The 23,227-nt window shown below is 63.4% G+C and carries 20 protein-coding genes and 1 pseudogene; 8 read left to right on the forward strand and 13 right to left on the reverse strand.

The annotated features are described in order from the left end of the window. Positions 1 to 84: 84 nt before the first annotated feature. A complete protein-coding gene (locus C4N04_RS07870) occupies positions 85 to 423 on the forward strand; it encodes a cupin domain-containing protein (protein WP_003594586.1) in 339 nt (112 codons plus the stop codon). Here the strand turns inward: C4N04_RS07870 and C4N04_RS07875 are convergent, their stop codons facing one another. Further along, the gene (locus C4N04_RS07875) at positions 424 to 1,374 is read right to left on the reverse strand and encodes a LysR family transcriptional regulator (protein WP_040111457.1); all 951 of its coding nucleotides are present in this window, start codon (positions 1,372 to 1,374) and stop codon (positions 424 to 426) included. Between the two features lie 174 nt (positions 1,375 to 1,548). Here C4N04_RS07875 and C4N04_RS07880 point away from each other — a divergent pair, with 174 nt between their 5' ends. From C4N04_RS07880 to mmsB, 7 genes are all read left to right on the forward strand, one after another. Further along, positions 1,549 to 2,754: an ABC transporter substrate-binding protein gene (locus tag C4N04_RS07880; RefSeq protein ID WP_040141129.1), complete on the forward strand. Its 1,206-nt coding sequence runs from the start codon at positions 1,549 to 1,551 to the stop codon at positions 2,752 to 2,754. A 5-nt stretch (positions 2,755 to 2,759) separates the two neighbouring features. Next, a complete protein-coding gene (locus C4N04_RS07885; RefSeq protein ID WP_096763512.1) occupies positions 2,760 to 3,542 on the forward strand; it encodes an ABC transporter ATP-binding protein in 783 nt (260 codons plus the stop codon). Then, positions 3,542 to 4,243 (forward strand): ABC transporter ATP-binding protein, encoded by a 702-nt coding sequence (locus C4N04_RS07890; RefSeq protein ID WP_010058928.1) that lies wholly within the window; start codon positions 3,542 to 3,544, stop codon positions 4,241 to 4,243. The genes C4N04_RS07885 and C4N04_RS07890 overlap by 1 nt, the downstream gene beginning before the upstream one ends. A gap of 4 nt (positions 4,244 to 4,247) precedes the next feature. Then, positions 4,248 to 5,135, forward strand: coding sequence for a branched-chain amino acid ABC transporter permease (locus tag C4N04_RS07895; RefSeq protein ID WP_040111461.1), 888 nt, complete (start codon positions 4,248 to 4,250; stop codon positions 5,133 to 5,135). A gap of 1 nt (position 5,136) precedes the next feature. Further along, positions 5,137 to 6,126 carry a branched-chain amino acid ABC transporter permease gene (locus C4N04_RS07900; RefSeq protein WP_106795753.1) on the forward strand — a complete coding sequence of 330 codons (990 nt, stop codon included), beginning with the start codon at positions 5,137 to 5,139 and terminating at the stop codon, positions 6,124 to 6,126. Between the two features lie 129 nt (positions 6,127 to 6,255). After that, positions 6,256 to 7,851, forward strand: a complete 1,596-nt coding sequence (locus C4N04_RS07905; protein ID WP_106795754.1) for a GMC family oxidoreductase N-terminal domain-containing protein — start codon at positions 6,256 to 6,258, stop codon at positions 7,849 to 7,851. A 9-nt stretch (positions 7,852 to 7,860) separates the two neighbouring features. Further along, positions 7,861 to 8,742, forward strand: coding sequence for a 3-hydroxyisobutyrate dehydrogenase (mmsB, locus tag C4N04_RS07910; protein WP_106795755.1), 882 nt, complete (start codon positions 7,861 to 7,863; stop codon positions 8,740 to 8,742). A gap of 233 nt (positions 8,743 to 8,975) precedes the next feature. On the opposite strand, the gene fhuB is transcribed toward mmsB, so the two are convergent. The 12 genes and pseudogenes from fhuB to rhaS form a co-directional block, all read right to left on the reverse strand. After that, complete coding sequence (gene fhuB / locus C4N04_RS07915; protein ID WP_106795756.1) at positions 8,976 to 10,952, reverse strand: Fe(3+)-hydroxamate ABC transporter permease FhuB; 1,977 nt, start codon at positions 10,950 to 10,952, stop codon at positions 8,976 to 8,978. Further along, a pseudogene (locus C4N04_RS07920) lies at positions 10,945 to 11,828 on the reverse strand (ABC transporter substrate-binding protein). The gene fhuB and the pseudogene C4N04_RS07920 overlap by 8 nt, the downstream one beginning before the upstream one ends. A gap of 2 nt (positions 11,829 to 11,830) precedes the next feature. Then, positions 11,831 to 12,610 (reverse strand): ATP-binding cassette domain-containing protein, encoded by a 780-nt coding sequence (locus tag C4N04_RS07925; protein WP_106795757.1) that lies wholly within the window; start codon positions 12,608 to 12,610, stop codon positions 11,831 to 11,833. 94 nt (positions 12,611 to 12,704) lie between these two features. Then, a complete protein-coding gene (locus C4N04_RS07930) occupies positions 12,705 to 14,864 on the reverse strand; it encodes a TonB-dependent siderophore receptor (protein ID WP_106795758.1) in 2,160 nt (719 codons plus the stop codon). A gap of 161 nt (positions 14,865 to 15,025) precedes the next feature. Next, entirely contained in the window at positions 15,026 to 15,910 is an 885-nt protein-coding gene (locus C4N04_RS07935; protein ID WP_106795870.1) for an AraC family transcriptional regulator, read from the reverse strand. Between the two features lie 130 nt (positions 15,911 to 16,040). After that, entirely contained in the window at positions 16,041 to 16,799 is a 759-nt protein-coding gene (locus tag C4N04_RS07940) for a fumarylacetoacetate hydrolase family protein (RefSeq protein WP_106795759.1), read from the reverse strand. Between the two features lie 88 nt (positions 16,800 to 16,887). Further along, positions 16,888 to 18,267 (reverse strand): FGGY-family carbohydrate kinase, encoded by a 1,380-nt coding sequence (locus C4N04_RS07945; protein WP_106795760.1) that lies wholly within the window; start codon positions 18,265 to 18,267, stop codon positions 16,888 to 16,890. Continuing rightward, on the reverse strand, positions 18,264 to 18,584 hold the full coding sequence (gene rhaM / locus C4N04_RS07950) for an L-rhamnose mutarotase (protein WP_040111472.1): 321 nt from the start codon (positions 18,582 to 18,584) through the stop codon (positions 18,264 to 18,266). Before rhaM ends, C4N04_RS07945 begins: the two co-directional genes overlap by 4 nt. Next, the gene (locus C4N04_RS07955; RefSeq protein ID WP_009994056.1) at positions 18,581 to 19,591 is read right to left on the reverse strand and encodes an ABC transporter permease; all 1,011 of its coding nucleotides are present in this window, start codon (positions 19,589 to 19,591) and stop codon (positions 18,581 to 18,583) included. The genes rhaM and C4N04_RS07955 overlap by 4 nt, the downstream gene beginning before the upstream one ends. Continuing rightward, positions 19,588 to 20,589: an ABC transporter permease gene (locus tag C4N04_RS07960; RefSeq protein ID WP_077989671.1), complete on the reverse strand. Its 1,002-nt coding sequence runs from the start codon at positions 20,587 to 20,589 to the stop codon at positions 19,588 to 19,590. Before C4N04_RS07960 ends, C4N04_RS07955 begins: the two co-directional genes overlap by 4 nt. 9 nt (positions 20,590 to 20,598) lie before the next feature. Continuing rightward, entirely contained in the window at positions 20,599 to 22,134 is a 1,536-nt protein-coding gene (locus C4N04_RS07965) for a sugar ABC transporter ATP-binding protein (protein WP_077989670.1), read from the reverse strand. Positions 22,135 to 22,206: 72 nt separating this feature from the next. Beyond that, positions 22,207 to 23,202, reverse strand: a complete 996-nt coding sequence (gene rhaS, locus C4N04_RS07970; protein ID WP_077989669.1) for a rhamnose ABC transporter substrate-binding protein — start codon at positions 23,200 to 23,202, stop codon at positions 22,207 to 22,209. Positions 23,203 to 23,227 lie beyond the last annotated feature (25 nt).

Raw genomic sequence — 23,227 nt, forward strand, 5'->3', positions numbered from 1 at the left:
CGAAAAGACAGGGCTGGCCATCTTTTCAAAAGCGCCGGCATGCTCCACTTTGCCCGCGTTCGATTCTGGAATGAGGAGGCGGAAATGTCGTCAAGCGATCTGTTCGTATCGGCCGAAGGCGCCGAATGGGTCAATCCCGAGCCCGGCGTAACCAGGCGCATCATGACCTATCTGCCGGAGATGATGATGGTGGAAGTCGCCTTCGAAAGCGGCGCCGTCGGTGCGGCCCATTCGCATCCACACATCCAGGCGAGTTATGTCGCCGAGGGCAGTTTCGAAGTGACGATCGACGGGCGGACTGAGGTGCTGCGGCAGGGCGGCAGTTTCATCGTGCCCCCCAATCTCGTCCATGGCGTCAAAGCGCTGGAAAAAGGCCGGCTGATCGATACGTTCACGCCGCACCGGGCCGAGTTCCTCAAATAGTCACGTTTCGGCGTCCGACCGCGCGGGTCCGGCTGGTGTGACATAGGGCGGCACGAAGCGTGCATCCTCGCCGCGCACCGCCGTGCGCAGGAAGTCGATGACGGCGCGTACCCGCGGCGCCTGTTTCAGGTCGCGATGGCAGGTGATCCAGTATTGGCGCTTGAGGTCGATCTCCGCGGGAAGCACGCGCACCAGCTCGGGGTAGCGGCTGGCGAAGAAATAGGGAAGGATGCAGAGGCCGAGGCCGTTTCGGGTGGCGGTCAGCTGCGCGAAGATGCTGGAACTCTGGAACTGCGGCTTGATGCGCGGATGCACATCGCTGAGGTAATCGAGACCCGGCGCGAAAATCATCTCCTCGATATAGCTGACGAAGGGATGCTCAAGCAGGTCGTCGCGGCAGGTGATATCAGGCGCCTTGGCCAGATAGTCGCGCGAGCCGTAGATCTGCAGGTGATAGTCGGTCAGTTTTTCGGCGAAATAGGGCCCGCCCTTCGGCTCGTCGAGCACGACGGAAAGATCGGCCTCCTTGCGTGACAGCGACATGATCTGCTGGATCGTCACCAGCTCGAGCGACAGATGCGGATGCTGGGCGGCAAACCGGTGCAGCACGGTGGCGAAGAAGAAATTGGCAAAACCCTCCGGCGCGCTCAGGCGCACCAGGCCGCGCTGCGCCATCGAACCGTCGGCAAGATCGGCGCGCAGCCGCTCGGTCTCCTGCTCCATCTTCTCGGCCGTCTCGACAAAACGTGTGCCCATGGCGGTCAGTACGTAACCGCGCGGATTGCGTTCGAACAGCTTGACCTTGAGGGTGAATTCCAGCCGGTCGATGCGCCGCGAAACGGTGGCATGGCTGGAGCGCAGCTGGCGGGCCGCCGTCGACAGCTGCCCCGTGCGGGCGACGGCTAGAAAAAACTGAAGATCGTCCCAAGTAAACTGCGGTGGATTGTTCATTACGATCCCCTCTGTTCAAAAACGAACAGATACTGTTTGGAATTAGTTGTAAACCACCCGTTGCTTCAGCACGCAATTTCCTTGATCGTAAGGTGAGGGTCCGCCGTTCTGAGGAGTGCGGTTGGCCAAATCTGAACAGATCCGCAATCTGGCCAATCTCTGGGAGGAGATAATATGCGTAAGAATCTCATTGCATCAGTTGCATTTCTGCTGGCGAGCAGCACGGCGGTGCTCGCGCAGAGCGCGACCGACGGCAAGGTCAAGATCGGCATTCTGAACGACCAGTCGGGTGTCTATGCCGACTTCGGCGGCAAATCTTCCGTCGAAGCCGCCAAGATGGCGGTCGAGGATTTCGGCGGCAAAGTCCTTGGTGTGCCGGTCGAGATCGTCGATGCCGACCACCAGAACAAACCGGATATTGCCTCCAATATCGCCCGCCAGTGGTATGACACCGAGCAGGTGGATGCGATCATGGAACTGACGACGTCTTCCGTGGCGCTCGCCGTGCAGGCGATCGGCAAGGAAAAGAAGAAGATCGATATCGTCACCGGTGCGGCGACGACCGATCTTACCGGCAAGGCTTGCTCGCCCTACGGCTTCCACTGGGCCTACGATACGCATGCGCTCGCCGTCGGCACCGGCGGCGCGCTCGTCAAGCAGGGCGGCGACAGTTGGTTCTTCCTGACCGCCGACTACGCCTTCGGTTATTCGCTGGAGCAGCAGACCAGCGACTATGTCAAGGCGAGCGGCGGCACGGTCGTCGGCGCCGTGCGCCATCCGCTGTCGAGCCAGGACTTCTCGTCCTTCCTGCTGCAGGCGCAATCGTCCGGCGCCAAGGTGATCGGCCTTGCCAATGCCGGCCTCGATACCTCGAACGCCATCAAGCAGGCGGCCGAATTCGGCATCACCCAGGGCGGCCAGCATCTGGCGGCGCTGCTCTTTACGCTCGCCGAAGTCCATGGCCTCGGCCTCGAGGCGGCGCAGGGCCTGACGCTGACCGAAGGTTTTTACTGGAACCGCGACGACGAAAGCCGCGCCTTCGCCAAGAAGTTCTTCGCCCGCACCGGCAAGATGCCGAACATGGTCCACACCGGCACCTATTCGGCAGTGACGCAATATCTGAAGGCGGTGCAGAAGGCCGGCACCGACGAGACGGAGGCCGTTGCCAAGCTCTTGCATGAAATGCCGGTTGACGACGTCTTCGGTCGTGGCGGCACGGTCGGCGCCAATGGCCGCATGATCCACGACATGTATCTGCTGCAGGTCAAGAAGCCTTCCGAAAGCAAGGAGCCGTGGGATTACTTCAACGTGCTTGCCACCATTCCCGGTAAGGAGGCCTATATCGATCCCGCCAAGAGCGGCTGCGATCTGGTGAAGTGAGCGAAATGGCGGTTTCCGCGATTGAAACGCAGGAAAAGCCGCGGGTGGTACTATCCGCCCGCGGCCTGCGCCGCGATTTCGGCGGCTTCACGGCCGTCAAGGACGTCGATCTCGACGTGCATGACGCCAGCGTGCATGCGCTGATCGGCCCGAACGGCGCCGGCAAGACCACGGTCTTCAACCTGCTGACGAAGTTCCTGCAGCCGACGGCGGGCACCATCACGCTGATGGGCACCGACATCACGTATACGCCACCCGATAAGGTGGCGCGCATGGGGCTGGTGCGCTCCTTCCAGATCTCGGCGGTTTTTCCGCATCTGTCCGTTCTCGACAATGTGCGGGTGGCGTTGCAGCGGCCGAACAATCTCTCCACCCAGTTCTGGCGGCCGCTCTCGGCGCTCGACCGGCTGAACGAGCGCGCTGAGCAGCTGCTCGCCAGCGTCGGGCTTTCCAAGGAGCGCGATCATATCGCCGCCGATCTTTCCTATGGCCGCAAGCGGGTGCTGGAGATCGCCACGACGCTGGCGCTCGATCCGAAGGTGCTGCTGCTCGACGAGCCGATGGCCGGCATGGGGCTGGAGGATGTCGGCGTCGTCTCGGCGATCATCCGCGACGTCGCCCGCGACCGGGCGGTGTTGATGGTCGAGCACAATCTCTCCGTCGTCGCCAATATCTGCCAGCATGTCACGGTGCTGCAGCGCGGCGAGATTCTCGCCGAGGGCGATTATGCCACCGTCAGTCAGGACGAACGCGTGCGGGTCGCCTATATGGGCACGGAGGAGCATTGATGGCCGATCTCCTCGAGGTCCAGGGACTGAACGCCTGGTATGGCGAAAGCCACATCCTGCACGGCGTCGATATGCGGCTGGCCGAAGGCGAGACGATCACCATTCTCGGCCGCAATGGCGTCGGCAAGACGACCACGCTGCGCACAATCACCGGCATCGTGCGCGCCCGCAAGGGCAAGATCAGCTTTGCCGGCAGCGACATGATGCAGGTGCCGCTGCACAAGACGGCGCATCGCGGCATCGGCTTCGTGCCGGAGGAGCGCGGCATCTTCTCGACGCTCACCGTCTCGGAAAACCTGCTGCTGCCGCCTGTCGTGGCCAAGGGCGGCATGACGCTCGACGAAATTTACGAGCTCTTTCCCAATCTCTACGAGCGCCGCGGCAGCCCCGGCACCAAGCTTTCCGGCGGCGAGCAGCAGATGCTGGCGATCGCCCGAATCCTGCGCACCGGTGTCCGGCTGCTCATTCTCGACGAACCGACCGAGGGGCTTGCCCCCGTTATCGTCCAGCGTATCGGCGAGGTGCTGCAGACGCTGAAAGGACGCGGCATGACGATCCTGCTCGTCGAGCAGAATTTCCGCTTCGCCAGCCGTATTGCCGATCGCTTCTATCTGATGGATCATGGGCAGATGGTGTCGGAATTCCCGGTCGGCGAACTGCCGCAGCGCATGGATACGCTGCACAAGGTTCTGGGAGTATGACCAGATGACGATGATCTTCGGCATTCCCCTGCAGGCGCTGCTCGGCCAGCTCTTGATCGGCCTGATCAACGGCTCCTTCTATGCACTGCTCAGCCTCGGCCTCGCCATCATTTTCGGCCTGCTGCGGGTGATCAACTTTGCCCATGGCGCGCAATATATGCTCGGCGCCTTCGTCGCCTATCTGCTGCTCACCTATGCCGGCATCGGCTACTGGCCGTCGCTGATCCTGGCGCCCGTTATCGTCGGTCTTGCCGGTGCGATCATCGAGCGGCTGTTCCTGCGCCGGCTCTACGATCTCGATCCGCTCTACGGCCTGCTCTTCACCTTCGGGCTGGCGCTCGCCGTGGAAGGCACCTTCCGCTATCTCTACGGCTCGTCCGGCCAGCCTTATGCGACCCCGGCGGCGCTCGCCGGCGGGGCCAATCTCGGCTTCATGTTCCTGCCGATCTATCGCGGCTGGGTGGTCGTGGTCTCGCTGGTCGTCTGCCTCGGCACATGGCTGCTGATCGAGAAGACCAAGCTCGGCGCCTATCTCAGGGCCGCCACCGAAAACGCCGTGCTGGTGCAGGTCTTCGGCGTCAACGTGCCGGTGTTGCTGACCTTTACCTACGCGCTCGGCGCCGGTCTTGCCGCCTTTGCCGGTGTGCTGGCCGCACCGATCTACCAGGTCTCGCCGCTGATGGGCTCGAACATGATCATCGTCGTCTTCGCCGTCGTCGTAGTCGGCGGCATGGGGTCGATCATGGGCGCGATCGTGACCGGTTATGTGCTCGGCGTCGCCGAGGGCCTGACCAAGGTCTTCTATCCCGAGGCCTCCAACACCGTGATCTTCGTCATCATGGCGATCGTCCTTCTCATCAGGCCCGCGGGCCTCTTCGGCCGGGATGCTTGACATGGCTGACATCACCGAAACCATCCGAACGGAAAAAAGCCGGACCGCCCTTTCGGTGCAGGCGGGCTTCCTGCTTGCCGGGCTGCTGTTCCTGCTGCTGGCGCCCTTCTTCTTCTATCCGATCTTCCTGATGAAGCTGCTCTGCTTCGCGCTTTTCGCCTGCGCCTTCAATCTGCTGCTCGGCTATACCGGCCTGCTGTCCTTCGGCCACGCCACCTTCTTCGGGGGTGCGGCCTATTTCACCGCCTATACGGTGAAGTCATGGGCCCTGCCGCCGGAACTTGGCATCCTGATAGGCGTCGTCGGTGCGGCGTTTCTCGGGCTGGTCATGGGCTTCTTCGCCATCCGCCGTCAGGGCATCTATTTCGCGATGATCACCCTGGCCCTGTCGCAGATGTTCTTTTTCTTCTGCCTGCAGGCGGAGTTCACCGAAGGCGAGGACGGCATCCAGTCGGTGCCGCGCGGCCATCTCTTCGGCTTCATCGACCTGAGCAACTCGACCAACATGTATTATTTCGTGCTGGCCGTGTTCCTCGTCGGCATCCTGATCATCTGGCGTTTCATCAATTCGCCCTTCGGGATGATCCTGAAATCGATCCGCGAGAACGAGAACCGCGCCACATCGCTCGGCTATTCCGTGGCGCGCTACAAGCTCGGCGCCTTCGTCATGTCGGCGGCGCTGGCGGGGTTGGCGGGCGCGATGAAATCGCTCGTCTTCCAGTTCGCGACCCTGACCGACGTCGCCTGGCAGATGTCGGGCGAGGTGATCCTGATGACGCTCCTCGGCGGCATCGGCACCTTGGTCGGGCCCCTCTTCGGAGCCGGACTCGTGGTGGCGCTGCAAAATTACCTCGCCACGTCGGAGTTTCCGGTGACGATCATCACCGGCGTCGTCTTCATGATCTGCGTGCTGATCTTCCGCCGCGGCATCATCGGCGAATTCTACGCCTCCCGGCTCGGGCGAAAGCTGGGCTTCGTCTATCGCCGCTGAACGGGCGGACCTCTCTTTCCCGGGGACGATTTTCCCCGGCAAAGAGATTGGCGGCGGCAATGCGACTCTCCCTCTCCCCGTCCCGCGGGGAGAGGGAGGCAGGGGCATCTGGGACTTCGTGCAGGGCACATGGATCGTTACGACTACATCATCATCGGGGCGGGCAGCGCCGGCTGTGTGCTTGCCAACCGGCTTTCCGCCGACGGCCGGAGCCGGGTGCTGCTCCTCGAAGCCGGCGGCAGCGACAATTACCACTGGATCCATATTCCGGTCGGTTATCTCTACTGCATCAACAATCCGCGCACCGACTGGTGCTTCACCACGGCGCCGGAAGCCGGGTTGAACGGCCGGGCGCTGAGCTACCCCCGCGGCAAGGTGCTCGGCGGCTGCTCGTCGATCAACGGCATGATCTACATGCGCGGCCAGGCCCGCGACTATGACCTCTGGCGGCAGATGGGCTGCACCGGCTGGGGCTGGGACGATGTCCTGCCCTTCTTCTTGAAATCCGAGGATTTTTATCGCGGCGCCGACGACATGCATGGCACCGGCGGCGAATGGCGCATCGAGAAAGCGCGGGTGCGCTGGGCGGTGCTCGATGCCTTCCAACAGGCCGCGAAGGAAGCGGGAATTCCGGAGACGACGGATTTCAACCGCGGCAGCAATGAAGGTTCCGGCTATTTCGACGTCAACCAGCGTTCCGGCATTCGCTGGAACACCTCGAAAGCCTTCCTGCGCCCGGCGCGCAGGCGCTCCAACCTGACCGTGCTGACCAAGGCGCAGGTCCGGCGGCTGCTGGTGGAGGAGGGGGCGGTCGCCGGCGTCGAATTCCAGCATAACGGCGTTGCGAAGCGCGCCTATGCCGCCCGAGAAACCATCCTTTCGGCCGGTTCGATCGGCTCGCCGCATATTCTCGAACTCTCCGGCATCGGCCGGGGCGATGTGCTGCAGCGGGCGGGCGTCGATGTCGTCACCGAGGTCAAGGGTGTCGGCGAGAACCTGCAGGACCATCTGCAGCTGCGTCTGGCCTATAAGGTGACCGGCGTTCCGACACTGAACGAGAAGGCGACGAAGCTGATCGGCAAGGCGGCGATCGGGCTCGAATATCTCGTCCGCCGTTCCGGGCCGATGGCGATGGCGCCGAGCCAGCTCGGCATCTTCACCCGTTCCGGGCCGGATCGGGAGACGCCGGATTTGCAATATCACGTGCAGCCGGTGTCGCTGGAGAAGTTCGGTGATCCCGTCCATCCTTTCCCGGCGATCACGGCGAGCGTCTGCAATCTGCGGCCGGAGAGCCGGGGTTCGGTGCATCTGTCGAGCCCGGATTTTGCCGCCCACCCGACGATCAGCCCGAAATACCTCTCGACGCAGCGCGATCGTGACACAGCTGTCCGTTCGATACGGTTGACGCGCAAGATCGTCGCGCAGCCTTCCTTCGCGAGGTTCAAGCCGGAGGAGTTCAAGCCAGGCCCCAGCTATCAGACCGAGGCCGATCTGGAGCGGGCGGCGGGCGATATCGGCACGACGATCTTCCATCCCGTCGGCACCTGCCGCATGGGCGCCGACAGGGACAGCGTCGTTGATCCGCGGCTGAGGTTCCGGGCGCTCGGCAAGCTCAGGATCGCCGATGCCTCGGTGATGCCGTCGATCACCTCGGGCAACACGAATTCGCCGACGATCATGATCGCCGAAAAGGCGGCGGCGATGATCCTCGAAGACAATCGATAGGAGAAGACCATGGCAAGGATCGCATTCATCGGGCTTGGCAATATGGGCGGGCCGATGGCGGCCAATCTCGTCAAGAGAGGTCACGAGGTTCTCGGTTTCGATCTCGCGGCCTCGGTGCTGAAGGCGGCGGAGGCGAGCGGCGTCAAGCCGGCAAGCCATGCCAGCCAGGCGGTCAAGGACGCGGAGATCGTCATCACAATGTTGCCGCAGGGCCGGCACGTGCTGACGGCCTGGACCGATATCCTGCAGACGGCGGCGCGGGACACGCTGGTGATCGATTGCTCCACCATCGATGTCGACAGCAGCCGCAAGGCGCATGAGATGGCCAAGGCCGCAGGCTGCCTTTCGCTCGACGCACCCGTCTCCGGTGGCACCGGCGGGGCGAGCGCCGGCACGCTGACCTTCATGGCGGGCGGCTCGGACGAGGCCTTTGCCAAGGCGAAGCCGATCCTCGAGGCCATGGGCAAGAGGATCGTCCATTGCGGCGAGGCGGGCGCCGGCCAGGCGGCAAAGATCTGCAACAACATGATATTAGGCATCTCGATGGTCGGCGTCTGCGAAGCCTTCGTGCTTGCCGAAAAACTCGGCCTCTCGCATCAGGCGCTATTCGACGTCGCCTCGACCTCGTCAGGCCAGTGCTGGTCGATCAATACCTATTGCCCGGTGCCCGGACCGGTGCCGACCTCGCCCGCCAATAACGGCTACAAACCGGGTTTTGCCGCAGCGCTGATGCTGAAGGATCTCAAGCTGTCGCAGGAGGCGGCGCTGGCGAGCGGCGCTTCGACGCCGATGGGTGCGGAGGCGGCGCAGCTTTTTGCGCTGTTCGAAAAGCAGGGCAATGGCGGACGGGATTTTTCGGCGATTATCGAGATGTTCCGCGAGCAGACGTGAGCAACGTTCGACACCTGCCGATGGATGCGGTGTGGATGCTCGGCTCAAGGCCGAGCAGGACGGGGTGTGGCTGTGGATTCCAGGCCTTGAGCCTGGAATCCAGCCACTGCGCGTCTGCGCGGTGAATGAACCCATGAGGCCTTGAAGGGAGTCTGCCGCGCCAAAGACTTGGGCGCGCGCTGGATTCCTGTGACGAGCACAGGAGGGAGAATGGAACGACGTTTCTGGCGGACCTACTTTCGTGACAGCAGCCAGATGAGATAGGGGCCGCCGATCAGGGCGGCGAAGAGGCCGACCGGCACCTGGTAGGGATAGATGACGACGCGCGATAGCCAGTCCGCCGCCATCAGCACGCCGGCGCCGAAGATGAGGCTCGCCGCAAGCTGGTGGCCCGGCGCGCGGAAGCCGGCAAGGCGGGCAAGATGTGGCGCGATGAGGCCGGTGAGGCTGAGCGGGCCGACAAGGAACGAAGCGATCGCCGTCATCAGTGCGGCGAAGATGGCGAGCACCAGCCGGCTTGCCCCGACAGGAAGGCCGACAGCGCGACCGAGGCCTGCTCCGAGCGGCAGGATCGTCAGCCAGCGGCTGAGAAAGGGCAGGGGTGCGGTCAGCACGGCGAGCGAGAGGATGGCCGTCCAGCCTTCGAAGGCGCCGGCGCGGTTGGTCGAGCCGGACAGCCAGGTGAGCAGGATATAGCCGCGCATATCGCCCTGGGCGAGCACCATCGTCACGATCGCCATGGCAAAGGCGCCGATGCCGACGCCGGCAAGCAGCATGCGTTCCGGCGAGAACCCCGCGCGGGCGGAAATGGCGATCATGGCGAGGAAGGCTGCCAGTGCGCCGATCGCCATGGAAAGCAGCATGGTGACGGGTGAGGGGAAGCCGAAGAGGAAGAGCGCCACGGTGAGGCCTGCGCCGGCGCCGCCGCTGACGCCCAGCACTTCGGGGCTGGCGATCGGATTGCCGGTCATCCTTTGCATGATGAAGCCGGCCGCCGCCAGCATGGCGCCGGCGCCGGCGGCCACCATCGTGCGCGGCAGCCGGAAGGGCAGGAGATCGGCAAACAGCGCGCCGGTCGCCACATGCCAGCCGTCATCGGCCGGGCCGAAAGTGAGAACGACGGCAAAGAGCAGGACGAGGGCCGTGAAGAGCAAAGCAAAGGCCCGGATCGGCTTTGCGAGCCTGTTCAGCGCTCCGGCCGGCCGGGCGGCAATGGCTGAAACGGAGTGCACGCGCGGCAGCAGAAAGAGCAGCAGCGGGCCGCCGAGCAGGGCGGTTGCGGCGCCCGTGGGCGCGAGATCGGTAAAACCGGGGCCGAGGACCTGGGTGAGGCAATCGGTCAGGAAGAGCAGGCCGGCGCCCGTCAGCGGCGCGGCCACCATCAGCCGGCCGGAGCTGCGCGTGCCGGCAAGTCTTGCGATCGCGGGTGCGGCGAGCCCGAGAAAACCGATGATGCCGACCTCTGAGGTCACCGAGGCGGCGAGCCAGACGGCGAGGGTGACGATCGCCAGGCGGGTCGAATGCAGGGCGAGGCCGAGGCTCCTGGCGCCGCTGTCGTCGAGCGCGAGGATGCGCAGCGGCCGCACCAAGAGCAAAGCGGCGGCAAAGCCGACGATGAGTCGGGGGCCGAGCGACAGGACGCCGTTCCAACCCTGCTGGCTGAGCGAACCGGCGCCCCAGATATAGATCGACATGGCATATTCGCCGCGCGAAAGAACCAGCGTGACGCTGAGCGCCGAGGCGATCAGGCTGACGATCATGCCGGAAAGCGCCACCGTCACTGGGTCGAGCCCGCGCCGCCAGCTCAGAGCCAGCACGATGGCGACGGCCGCGATGCCGCCGCCAAAGGCGATCATCTCGCGCGGTAAACCGATGAGCAGAGGCGAGACGCTCATGGCCGCCGTCATCGCCAGTTCCGCGCCGGCGGCGATGCCGAGCGTCGAGGCGTCGGCGATCGGATTGCGTAGCACACGCTGCAGCAATGCGCCGGAAAGGCCGAGTGCGGCGCCGGCGATCAGGGCCAGCGCGGCGCGGGGCATGATGCCGTGCCAGAACAGTATCCCATTCAGCGCGGCTGCATCGGCAGCGCCGTGCGGGACCTCAGGGCGCGTCACGATGAGGAGCGCGAAGGCGACAATGCAGAGCGTGGCGAAGATGATGCCGATGACAGGCGCGCCCGCGCGTCGTGCGGGCCTGGCGCGGCTAACCATTCCATGCATGGGCGAGCCCCTCCGCCAACAGGTCGGCAAAGCGGCCGGCGGCCGGCAGCGCGCCATAGGGATTGATCGAGCCGAGCATCAGCACGCGCTTTTCGCGCACGGCCGGCAAGGCATTCCAGAAGCCGCTGCTGGAGAGCGCAGTGAGAGCATCGGCCGGATGCGGCGGGATCATGACGATCCAGGCGTCGGGCATCGATGCCAATGTCTCGATGCCGATGGGGGCCGCCGCTGAGTAGCTGGTCGCACCCTGCCAGGCATTGGTCAGCCGACGCGTTTCAGCACTTCGCCGAACATGCTGTCGGCGCCGAAGACGCGGAAATGCCTGGCGTCGCCGAGATTGATCGGGATGACCGGCCGCCCGTCGCCGGCGGCAAAGAGAGATCGGTGGCGGTCGAGCCGGGCTGAAAGCGCCTCGGTCAACTGCCTGGCGGCGGGAAGCTGCAGGCGCTCGCCGAGCGCAAGCGTTACCTGCTCGGCCAGCGCGAAGGGGCTTTCGCCGGGCTTGTAGATCGCATGGCTTTCCACCGGCGCAATCAGGCGCATGCGCTCGTCGGCCCAGGCATAGAAGTTCGAATTGAAGATCAGCTCCGGTCGTGCAAACCGCAGCACTTCGAAATTCGGCGTGCCGCGCAGGCCGAGATCGGCCACCGCCGCCGGCACGTCAGGTTTGACGGCGACCTCGCGGAACTGCCGCAATTCGGTTGCCGCAACGACGTTGGCGCCGATGGCCAGCAGTGTTTCGAGCAGCGCCCAGTCGAGCGTGGCGACGCGCACGCCCTCCGCCGCCCGCACCAGCGCGGGGGCGGAGAGCGAGGCCGCCGCACCGGTCAGAAATTGCCTGCGGGAGAAGTAAGCCAGAAAGGCCATGCCTATAACAGATAGCTCACCGGTTCGTTGCGAACCGGATGCGGAAAGACGCCCATTCCGACGCCGAAAATCGACTGCAGCGTCTCGGTCTGCATGATCTCGGCGGGCGTGCCTTCGGCGGTGATCCGGCCGCGGTTGAGCGCGATGATCGCATCGCAATAGCGCGCGGCCAGATTGATGTCGTGCAGCACGACGATGACGGTCAGCCCGCGTTCGTGGCTGAGTTCCTTGACCAGCGAGAGGACGCTAGCCTGGTGGGCGAGGTCGAGCGCCGATGTCGGCTCGTCGAGCAGCAGGCAGCGGGCGTCCTGGGCGAGCATCATGGCGATCCAGGCACGCTGGCGCTCGCCGCCGGACATATTGGCCGCGAGACGATCGGCGAAATCCTCGAGTTCGGTGCGGATGATCGCCTCCTCAACCATCTTGCGATCCGTCGCCGTGAAGCGTCCGAGCGTGCCATGCCAGGGAAAGCGGCCGAGGGCTATGAGTTCTCGCACGGTCATCCCGTCGGTTGCCGGCGTGAATTGCGGCATGTAGGCGACGTGCCGGGCAAATTCGCGAGCACCCCAGTCCGTCGCCGGTCTGCCGTCGAAGGCGATGGCTCCGGATTTGGGGGCTATCTGGCGGGCGATGATCTTCAGCAGCGTGCTCTTGCCAGAACCGTTCGGGCCGACCAATCCGTAGATGCGGCCGCGCTCGAGCGTCACGTCAATGCCGGACAGAATGGTTTTCGGCCCGATAGCATAGTCGATTCCCGACAGGGCAAGGAAAGGCGAAGGCATGGTCTGCTCCAGGTTCGTCGCTGCAAACGGGTTGGGAGGGGCAAGCCCTCCCTTTCCCCGCAGGTTCCTGCAAAACTAAACTCAGATTGTCAACTTACCACTTCCTGCTGAGCTTGAAGGTGACGGTGCGGGCATCGCCGTAACCGCAGACGGTCAGGCCGCCGCAACCCTTGACGTATTCCTTGTCGAAGAGGTTGGTGACGTTGAGCGCGGCGCCCCAGTCTTCCCTGTCATAGCGGATCGCGGCATCGACGAGAGTAGCGGCCGGCACCTTCTCGGTATTGGCCTCATCGGCCCAGGACCAGCCTTGATGGCGCACGCCGGCGCCGAAGCTCATGCCTTCGAAGGCACCCGTCGTCAGCGTATAGTCGAGCCAGAGCGAGGCGGTCACCTTCGGGACGATATAAGGTGAATTGCCGACGAGCGCCGGGTTGGCCTCGTTCTCGGTCACTTCCATATCAGTATAGGCAAGCGAAGCGAGAAGCTTCCAGTTCTCGTTGATGTTGACCTTGCCTTCCAGTTCGGCGCCGCGCGAGACGACTTCGCCGAGCTGGCTCTGGGCGAAGGTGACCGGATTGGTGACGGTGTTGTTGCGCTTGGTAATGTGGAAGACCGAGGCGGTCAGCGAGCCGTCGATGAAGCTCGGCTCATATTTGATGCCGCCTTCGAACTGCTCACCTTCCTCCGGCTTCAGGGCGCCGGATACACCGGTGCCGATCAGCGGGTTGAAGAAAGTCGCGGCGCTGACATAGGGCGTCAGGCCGTCGTCGAATTCATAGGCAAGGCCGATACGGCCGCTGATGGCGCTGTCGTTGGTGCTGAAGGTCGTGCCGATCCTGGCGTCCTGGTTGATGTCGACGTAATCGTAACGGCCGTTCAGCGTCAGCAGCCAGCCATCACCGAAATGGATGCGGTCCTGGGCATAAACGCCGATCTGGTTCTTGGTGACGATGCCACCGGCATAGACGAAATTGGCGCCTTGCGTCGTGCCGTAGACGGGATCGGTGGCACTGATCGGATTGGAGCCGCAGCAGGCCTGCCAATTGTCGAGACGGTAATAGGTGTAATCGAGCCCGACGAGAAGATTGTGCGTGGCGCCGCCGATTTCGGTCTCGCCTTCGAGCCGGTTGTCGATCGAGAAAGTGTCGACGCCCGAGCGGCCCTCGAAGCCGATGCGCGCCAGCTGATAGTCCGGACCCGTCGGCACGCCGCCGACCCAACCGTTCAGGTAGGGACCGATTTCATGTTTGTCGAGCCGGCCGTAGCGGAGATTCTGGGAGAACTTGATGCCGTTGTCGAACTCATGCTCGAATTCGACCCCGATCATCTTCTGAACATAGCTGCCGTCGTCGATGTCGGGCTCGCCATAAAAGGCGTCGCGGTCGATCTTGCCGAACGGCGCGTCCTCGACGGTGCCGACATAGGGAAAGAAGCCGTTGCCGGTATGTACCTGATCGAGGCCGGAGAGGCTGCCCCAGACCGTCAGGCTGGTGCCGTCATCCGGCGAAATCGTGAGCTGCGGCATGATGAAGCCGCGGAAATCCTCGGAAAAATCCGAATAATTGTCGCCGCCCGCAACCTTGCCGGTGATGCGGTAGCTCACCGCTCCGCTGGCGCCGATCTTGTCGGAGACATCGAAGCCGGTGAAGGCGTTGCCGTTGCTGTTGATGCCGATCTCCGTATAGAAGAGCGGCTCGTCGAGTGGGCGCTTGCGGACGAGATTGACGATGCCGCCGGGATTGGCGCCGCCGTAAAGCATCGAAGCCGGCCCCTTCAGCACCTCGACACGCTCCAGCATGAAGGGATCGAGCTGGAAGCCGCCGAAGCCGTAGCTGAACAGCGTCAGATTGTCGAAGAAGACGCCGGTCTGGCCGGCGTCGAAGCCGCGGATGTAGAACCAGTCGGTATCGGCGTCATTGCCAAAGGGCTGCGAGGTGACACCCGGCGCATAGAGCAACGCCTCGTCGATCTTGTTGGTGATGCCGCGATCGTCCATTTCCTCAGTGCCGACGACGGAGACGGACTGCGGGATTTCATTGAGCGGCGTATCGCTCTTCGAGCCGGCGGAGGAATTCTTGGCGACATAGCCTTTGACGGGACTGGTCGCGGTGTCGCCGCCGCCCTGGATGACGATCGGTTCGAGCGTCGTCGATGTCGCCTCCTGTGCCGCGGCGGAGCCCGCCATCAGGCCGGCGATCGCAACGCCCGCCAACAGATTTATCTTTAAACTGAGACCCCTGGTCTGCCCGCGCATGTCTTCTATACCCCACTCGTGCCGCGACGCTGGCGCGGCGAAGCCTTAATAAGGTGAGCGTTTAACTCAATTTTATCGGCTCGGCTTATCCGGATCGGGGAAATTTGAACGTTTTTGGGCAATTCTCCGGCTCGCAAACAATTGCCCGATGACCGTTGCAATTAGGCAAGCTGGGCCTTTTTCCAGCTGGCCGGCGTGCTGCCGACATGCTTGCGGAAGACGCGGGTAAAATGCGCCTGGTCGGCAAAGCCGGTTTCGGCGGCGATCGCGGTCAAGGCATATTCGCTGTCGACGAGCAGGCGCTTGGCCCTGTCGATCCGGGCATTGGTCTGCCACTGATGCGGTGCGATGCCGGTCGAAGCCTTGAAGGCGTGGCTGAAATGCGATTGCGACAGGCCGGTCAGGCCGGCGAGTTCCTCGAGGCGGATGTTGCGCAAGCAGTTTTCCTCGATGAAATCGGTGGCGCGGCGAAGCTGCCAGGAGGCGAGCTTGCTGCGTTTGCGCGGCACGGCCTTGGAAAGCTTCAAGACGTCGATGATCAGCGCCAGGGCGAGGCCGTCGCCATAGAGATCGTGCAGCGGCTCCGGATTGAGGCATTCGGCCGCGACCAGCTGCGCCAGCGCCAGCAGGCGCTCGTCGGAGAAGAGAAGCTGCGGGCTTCCGAGACGACGCGGATCTATGTCCTCCATCAGCCGGCGGCTGATCGTGTCGGCGTCGAAATGGACGTCAAGGTGGCGCACCGAATGCACGCCGGTCAAATCGGCCCAGACTTCCATGCCGGCCGGCACATAGGAGATCGGCCGCTTTTCCGCATCCTGAACGGCGCCGTCGGCCTTCGGCGACAGCTTTATGCGCGAATTGCCCGGTCCGCGTTTGTCGAGCATGATGAACAGCCGCGGATCCCGCGAGACATAATAGCCGCCGGCATAAGCGGCGCATTCGACGTCCCAGACATCGGCGACGATGCCGTTCCATTGGCGGCGATGCACGCCGCCGATGACGGAGAAGCCCTGGATCTTGTTCTGCATCCGCGGTTGAAACGTCATTTCCATTTCCGCCTCCGGCCAAGCGGCCGAAGATAAACCTTCAATTAATACTCAAGTTTATTACAGCAGGCGGAACCGGATGACAATCACCGAATGAGGTCCGGATCCGGGAATGGAAAGCCGCGATCGATCAGGGCTTCGTCACCGCGAAACGGAGCTGGCTGTCGCCGAGGAGGATATCGATCTCGCCTGGCTGCGTCAGTTCGATCGCGCCGCTCAACGTGCCCGTGGTGATCAGCGCGCCCGCCTTCAGCGATGTCTCCGGGCGCAGGCCGTCATTGGCGTAATCGACGAGCCAGGTGAGAACGTCGCCCTTCGGATGCTGCGCCGGACCATCATAGATCGTGCGGCCGGCATGGGTGACCTTGAGCGGCGTACCGCCGGCGGTATCGACAACACTTTCGTCGAGCTTCGGGCCAAGCACATAGCCGCTGTTGCCGAGGCGGTCGGATGTAAACAGCAGAAAGGAGATGCTGCCGCTTTCCCTGACCGCACTGACCAGCAGCTCGGCGCCGAGATGGACGGCGGAGATCGCCTCGACCACTTCGGCGCGGCTATAGGCAGTGCCGGTGCGGATCGGCAGATCCTTGCCGAGGCGCACGGCGATCTCGGTTTCGAACTTCATGCCCGGATACCAGGGAATATCAGCACCCGAGGCGGCTTCGGCATAGGGATGCAGCGGACCGGTGACCGCCTGACCCTGCGGCGAGACCGTCACCTTCCAGGCATTGCTGCAAATGCCGTCGGCTGCAGTCAGGAAATTCTGCGCCTCCATCGCCTGATGCAGATCGGCCGGCAGCGTGAAAGTGCCGGTTTCCTCCTGTCGGCCGGCTTGGCGCAGGCTGTGCAGTCTGGCGGCAAGGGCGCGTGGATCGAATGCCTCTGTCATGCTGTCTCCTCGAGCTGATTTTCGAGGCGCACACTAACGGCAGGGCAGCAATGAACAAGTGGGTCTTGGGCCGAAGTTGGAAAAGCTCTTACTCCATCGCCGCGTACCAGCGATCGCGATAGGCGGAAAGCCCCGCGATTTCGGCCGGCCGAACATGCGTCTCGGCGCCGGATACCGGCCGGATGCCGGTGAGAAGGGCAGCACCCTGGCTGGTGCCGGTCGAGCCGGGAAGAGCGAGGACCGCGCGGCCGGCAAGGGCGGCCAGCAGCTTCAGATAGATTTCGTTGAGGGCAAAGGGCCCTTCGACGATGACCGGACCTTTGGCGCCGATCAGTCCGAGGCAGGCATCGGTCATCAAGGCGAGATAGAGGCAGGCGGCGGCATGCCGCTCCCGGCGGCTCGCCTCTTCCGCGCCGATCCAGCGGCTGGTCTTTCCGGGAAAAGGTCCGGAACCGGGGGCGATGTTGGGCAGCAGCATCAAGCCCTTTTCGATGACAGGGCCGATCGCCGCCTGGGCCGCCTTTTCATCGACAGGGCCGATTTCGGCCGACAGGATTTCGAATTCCCGCCCACCCATGAAACGCGAGGAGGGGACGGCCCGGCCATAGGCATCGACATTGGCGAGCGCATCGCGTTTGGCATCGAGGTGATCGAGATCGCCGCCGACGCCGAAATTGATCACCCAGGTGCCGGTGGAGACAACGGCGAAGGGGGCCTCGCGATGGACGAGATGCGGCAGCAGCGAGGCATTGGAATCGTGAATGCCGCAATAGACCGGCACGGGGGCTGCGAGCCCAAGCTCCGCGGCAATCTCGGGCAGCACCGGCCCGAGCGCATCGAAGGCGGAACGGATAGGCGCCATCAGCGCGCGGATGCCGAGCCTGTCGACGAGCGAGGAATAGCCGCCGATCTTCGGGTTCCAGAGGTCGGTATGGCAGCCGAGCGAGGTCAGCTCGTTGGCAGCGACACCGGTCAGCCGCGCCGTCCAATATTGCGCATAGGTGAGGATGGTCGCCACGTCCGCGAATTCCGCGGGAAAGGCGGTTCTCTGATAATGCAGCTGGGCGCCGACATTGAGGCCCATCGAAAGGCGCGGCGAGAAGGTCTCGTCGAAGGAGGGGCGCAAGGCCGTATAGGCATCGCGGATCGCTTGCGGATATTCGTGTTCGTAGTCGATGACAGGCATGGCGAGCTGACCGTGCCGATCGAGCAGCGCGGCGGCGGCGCCATGGGTCGTGATTGAAATGGCGTCGAAACCGGGTTCCCGCGCCAGCGTCTTCAGGGCATCAAGCGCGAAGGACCAGAGAGCCTCTATATCGTAATGCGGGTAGGGACCGGTTTTGATCGTAATGTTCGGCCGTTTCAGGACGGCGATCTCGGCGCCCGTCCCGCTGTCGAGAACGACGACCTTGGCATTGGTCTTGCCGATGTCGAGAACGGCGATGCGGCGATAGGGGGCGGCGGTCATGGCATATGGAAAAGGGTGACGAGGTCGCTTTGAACCGGCGAATTATCGGGATTGGTCGCCATAATGTCGGCCATGTGCGCCCACCATTTCTTCATGACGGGATGTTCCGGCAGGCTCGCCATCGTATGGTCCTTCGGCCGCGTCAACACGCCGAACAGCGTGTTGGTGTCGCGGTCGAGATGGATGGAATAGTCGCTGGCGCCGGACTGGTGCAGGAGATCGACCAGTTCCGGCCAGATCTCGTCATGCCGCTTGCGATATTCGGATTCCATGCCGGGGTTGAGCTGCATCTTGAAGGCGTGTTTTTCCAATGTCATCGGGAGCTCATGAGCTTGATGCGGCGGGCGATGATCGGGATGGCGATCGTGATGATGAGGAGAAGGCCGATGAAGATCGACATGACGATGCCGGGCACATTCAATAGGCCGAGGCCGAAGGTGACGAGGCCCATGACGAAGGCGGCGATGACGACGCCGCCGATCCTGCCGGAGCCGCCGAGGATCGAAATCCCGCCGAGCACCACCATGGTGACGACCTCGAGTTCCCAGCCCTGGGCGATCGAAGGCCGGGTCGAGCCGAGGCGCGAGGTCAGGCAGACCGCGGCGACACCGCTCATGATGCCGGTCAGCAGGAAGAGGATGAATTTGACGCGCTCGACCGGGATGCCGGAGAAGCGGGCAGCGAAATCATTATTGCCGATCGCATAGACCTGCCGGCCGAAATTCGTCGCATGCAGCAGGACGGCGAAGAGGATCGCCACGACGATGAAGAGCACGAATTCGAAGGAGAACACCCAGACGACATAACCCTGGCCGAAATAGGCGAAATCGGCGGGATATTTGCCATAGGCCTGGTCGCCGAGCGCGATATAGGAAATGCCGCGGAAAAGGCTCATCGTGCCGATAGTGACGACGATCGACGGCAGTTTCAGCACGGAGACGAGCACACCGTTGAAGATGCCGCAGGCAAGGCCGGTGCCGATGCCGATCAGCACAAGGCCGGGCGTGCCGATGCCGGCTTGAGCTGCCGCTCCCATCGCCGTCGAGGCGAGCGCGATGATCGCGGCAACCGAGAGGTCGATCTCGCCTGAGATGACGAGCAGCGCCATGGCGAAGGCAATCATCGCCTTTTCGGTGAAGTTGAAGGTCGCGTCCGAGAGGTTCCAGGCATCGAGGAAATAGGGCGACGCCAGCGAATTGAAAATGAAGATCAGGACGGCGACGCCAAAGAGCAGCACTTCCCAGCTTGCGATGATGCGGCGGAAAGGTGTGCCGAGGCGGTCGGGGATGATGCGCTTTTCGGACGGCATGGAAACGGCGCTCATGCTGCGGCCTCCGTTCTGGTGTCGGCTGCGGCGCGGTCGCGCAGGATGATGCGGCCGCGGTTGCGCTCGCGTCGGGCGTTGAAGGCGACGGCGAGGATGATGACGGTGCCTGATATCGCCATCTGCGTGAAGGGTGAAATACCGATGACCGGCAGAGCATTCTTGATGACGCCGAGGAAGAGCGCGCCGAGGACCGTGCCGGCGACCGAGCCGACGCCGCCGGCAATCGAAATGCCACCAATGACGCAGGCGGCAACGCTGTCGAGTTCGAAACCGTTGGCGATATCGACATAGGCGACGGCATAACGTGACACCCAGAGATAGCTGGCAAGACCCGCCAAGGCACCCGAAAGGACGAAGGCAAGGAATTTCGTCCGGCCGGTATCGATGCCGGCATAGACCGCCGCGGTCGGATTGCCGCCGGTCGCATAGGCCGAGCGGCCGAATTGGCTGTAGCGCAGCAGCATGTACATCAGCGCGACGATAATGATCGCGACCCAACTCAGCACCGGCAGGCCGAGGATCGGCGTACGGGGAACGGCGAGGAAGGTCGGCGTCATCTGATGCGCGTTGACCCAGGCTCCGCCAGAGAGCACGAAGGCCATGCCGCGATAGATGGTGAGCGTGCCGAGCGTCACGACGATCGGCGGGATCTCAAGACGCCAGACGAGGAAGCCGTTGATCGTGCCGAGTGCCGCGCCGATGACGATCGCTGTGAGGATGAGCACGACGAGCGGCAGGCCCGGATATGCGGCATTCATCATCGCGATCGCCATGCCTGTGAAGGCGAGATTGGCGGCGACCGACAGGTCGATCGATTTCGTCAGGATCACCGTCATCTGCGCCAGCGCCAGGATGATCAGGATGGAGGTATCGTTGAAGATGCCGGCGAGATTGTCCGGCGTTGCGAAATCGGCTGCCCGCGTCGAGAAGATCGCGATCATCACGACGATGATGAGGAACAGCAGGGTTTCGCGTTTTCTGATCAGTCTTGCCATGCTTCTACCTCATGCATTGCCGGTGGCGGCGCGCACCAGCGCTTCCGGCGACAGTTCGGCGCGTTCGAAAATTCCGGCCGAGAGGCCTTCTTTCATGACGAGGACACGGTCGGACATGCCGATGATCTCCGGCAGTTCGGACGAGACCATGATGATCGACAGGCCTTCGGCGGCGAGTTCGCTGATGAAGCCGTGCACGGCCGCTTTCGAGCCGATATCGATGCCCTTGGTCGGTTCGTCGAGGATGATGACCTTCGGCGCCGTCGCCAGCCATTTGCCGATGACGACCTTCTGCTGATTGCCGCCCGACAGCGTGCCGACTGGCACGGAAAGCGCGGCGGCGCGCAGATCCAGCCGCTCGGCATATTTGCGGGCCAGCGCGAATTCGTTCGCAGCCCGGAGGAAGCCGCGGCGCGAGGTGCGGGCGAGCGACGGCAGCGTCATGTTCTGAAAGATCGGCATCGGCAGCGCCAGGCCATGGCGGCCGCGCTCCTCCGGCACGTAGACGATGCCGGCGCGGATCGCGTCCTGCGGCGAATGGATGGTGATCTCGCGGCCTTCGAGCATCATCGTGCCGGAAAGCGGCTTGGTGATACCGAAGAGCGATTGCGACAGTTCCGAGCGGCCGGCGCCGATCAGGCCGTACACTCCGAGAATCTCGCCCTTGCGCAGGGTGAAGGAAATGTCGCGGAATTCGGTGCGGTGGCTGTAGTTGCGGATTTCCAGCGCCGGGCCGCCAATGGCGACATCGATCTTCGGGAAGACATTCTCGACGTCGCGGCCGACCATCATCCGAACGATTTCGTCCTGCGGCGTTTCCTTGAGGCGTCCCCGGCCGACGGCGCGGCCGTCGCGGAAGACGACGAAATCGTCGGCGATCTCGTAAAGCTCGTCGAACTTGTGGCTGATGAAGAGGATCGCCTTGCCCTGTTCCTTCAGACCCCGGACGATGCGGAAGAGATCGTCGATCTCCTTGCGGGAAAGGGCGGCGGTCGGCTCGTCCATGATGACGATGCGGGCCTCGATCGATAAAGCGCGCGCGATCGCCACCAGGTGACGCTGCGCGATCGAGAGGTCCTTGAGCCGGATCGTCGGGTCGATATTGCTTTCGAGCGCGGTCAGCAGCGCCTTCGAGCGGCTGTTCATCGTCTGCCAGTCGATGGTGCGCAGGCGCGTGCGCGGCGCATGGCCGAGAAAGATGTTTTCGGCCACCGTCAGTTCGTCGAAAAGCACGGTTTCCTGATGAATGGCGGTGACGCCGGCGTCGATCGCGGCCTGGGCGCTGGCGAAACTCGTCGGCTGGCCGTCGACGAGGATCTCGCCTTCGTTCGGCCTGTAGATGCCGGTCAGGATCTTGACGAGCGTCGACTTGCCGGCGCCGTTTTCGCCGATCAGTGCGGTCACCGTGCCGGGATGGAGGGCGATGCTGACATTGTCGAGCGCCTTCACACCAGGAAAGATCTGCGAGATGCCGCGCATTTCCAGGATCGCGGGCGCATCGCCGGTTTTGCTGTCCGTGACGGGTTGTTGAAAGGCAGCGTTCATCAGATTTCTACCAGTGTCAAAAGGGAAATCCCGGCGGCATCGAGCCGCCGGGTTCTACGCGTCGGCTCCGGATCAGAAGACCTTGGAGAACTGGTCGATGTTCGAAGCATTGTAGACGAAGGGATCGGCCATGGCGGCTTCGCCGTTGTCGCCGACCTTGATCTTGCCCATGCGGCCGGCATTGATCTCGCTGCCCGGCTTGCCGTCGGTCTCGCCCTTGACGAGGCGATAGGCGATCTGGGTTGCGGAATAGCCGAGATCGATCGGGTTCCAGATGGCGAATTCCTTCGTGGCGCCGGACTTGATCGCGCCGGCCATTTCGGACGGCAGGCCGAGACCGGTGACGTAGACCTTGCCGACAAGGCCCTTGTCTTCGACGACCTTGGAGGCGGCGAGAACGCCGACCGTCGTCGGAGCGACGATGACCTTGACGTTCGGGTTCGACTTCAAGAGGCCTTCGGCTTCACGATAGGACTTGTCCGAGAGGTCGTCGCCGTAAACCGTGGTGACGAGGTTGAGGCCCGGGAAGTCCTTGAGCTGCTTCTTCATCTGGTCGATCCAGATGTTCTGGTTGGTCGAGGTAGTCGTGGCCGACAGAATGGCGAAGTCGCCCTTGCCGCCTTCCAGATGATTCTTGGCGAGCGTCAGGCACATCTTGCCGATCAGCTCGTTGGACGAAGGATTGAGCTGCAGGATGCGACCTTCCGGGGCGACGCCGGAATCCCAGGAGATGACCTTGATGCCGCGCTGGGTCGCCTTCTTCAGCGCCGGAACGAGCGCGTCCGGATCGTTGGCCGAGACGGCGATGGCATCGACGCCCTGGGCGATCAGCGAGTTGATGACTTCGATCTGGCCTTCGGCCGTCGTCGAGGTCGGGCCGGTATAGATCACCTCGACGCCGCCGAGTTCCTTGGCGGCTTCCTGGGCGCCCTTGTTGGCGGCGTCGAAGAAGCCGTTGCCGAGCGACTTCACGACGAGGCCGATCTTGATGTCCGCGGCGGTTGCCGTGCCGGCCATCATGGCAACGGCGAGCGCTGCGCCGAGCGCAAGTGTCTTTGCGAGTTTCATGTTACTTTCCTCCCATTAAGATTAG

The sequence above is a fragment of the Rhizobium sp. H4 genome (assembly GCF_003013335.1).
Classification (GTDB): domain Bacteria; phylum Pseudomonadota; class Alphaproteobacteria; order Rhizobiales; family Rhizobiaceae; genus Rhizobium; species Rhizobium sophoriradicis.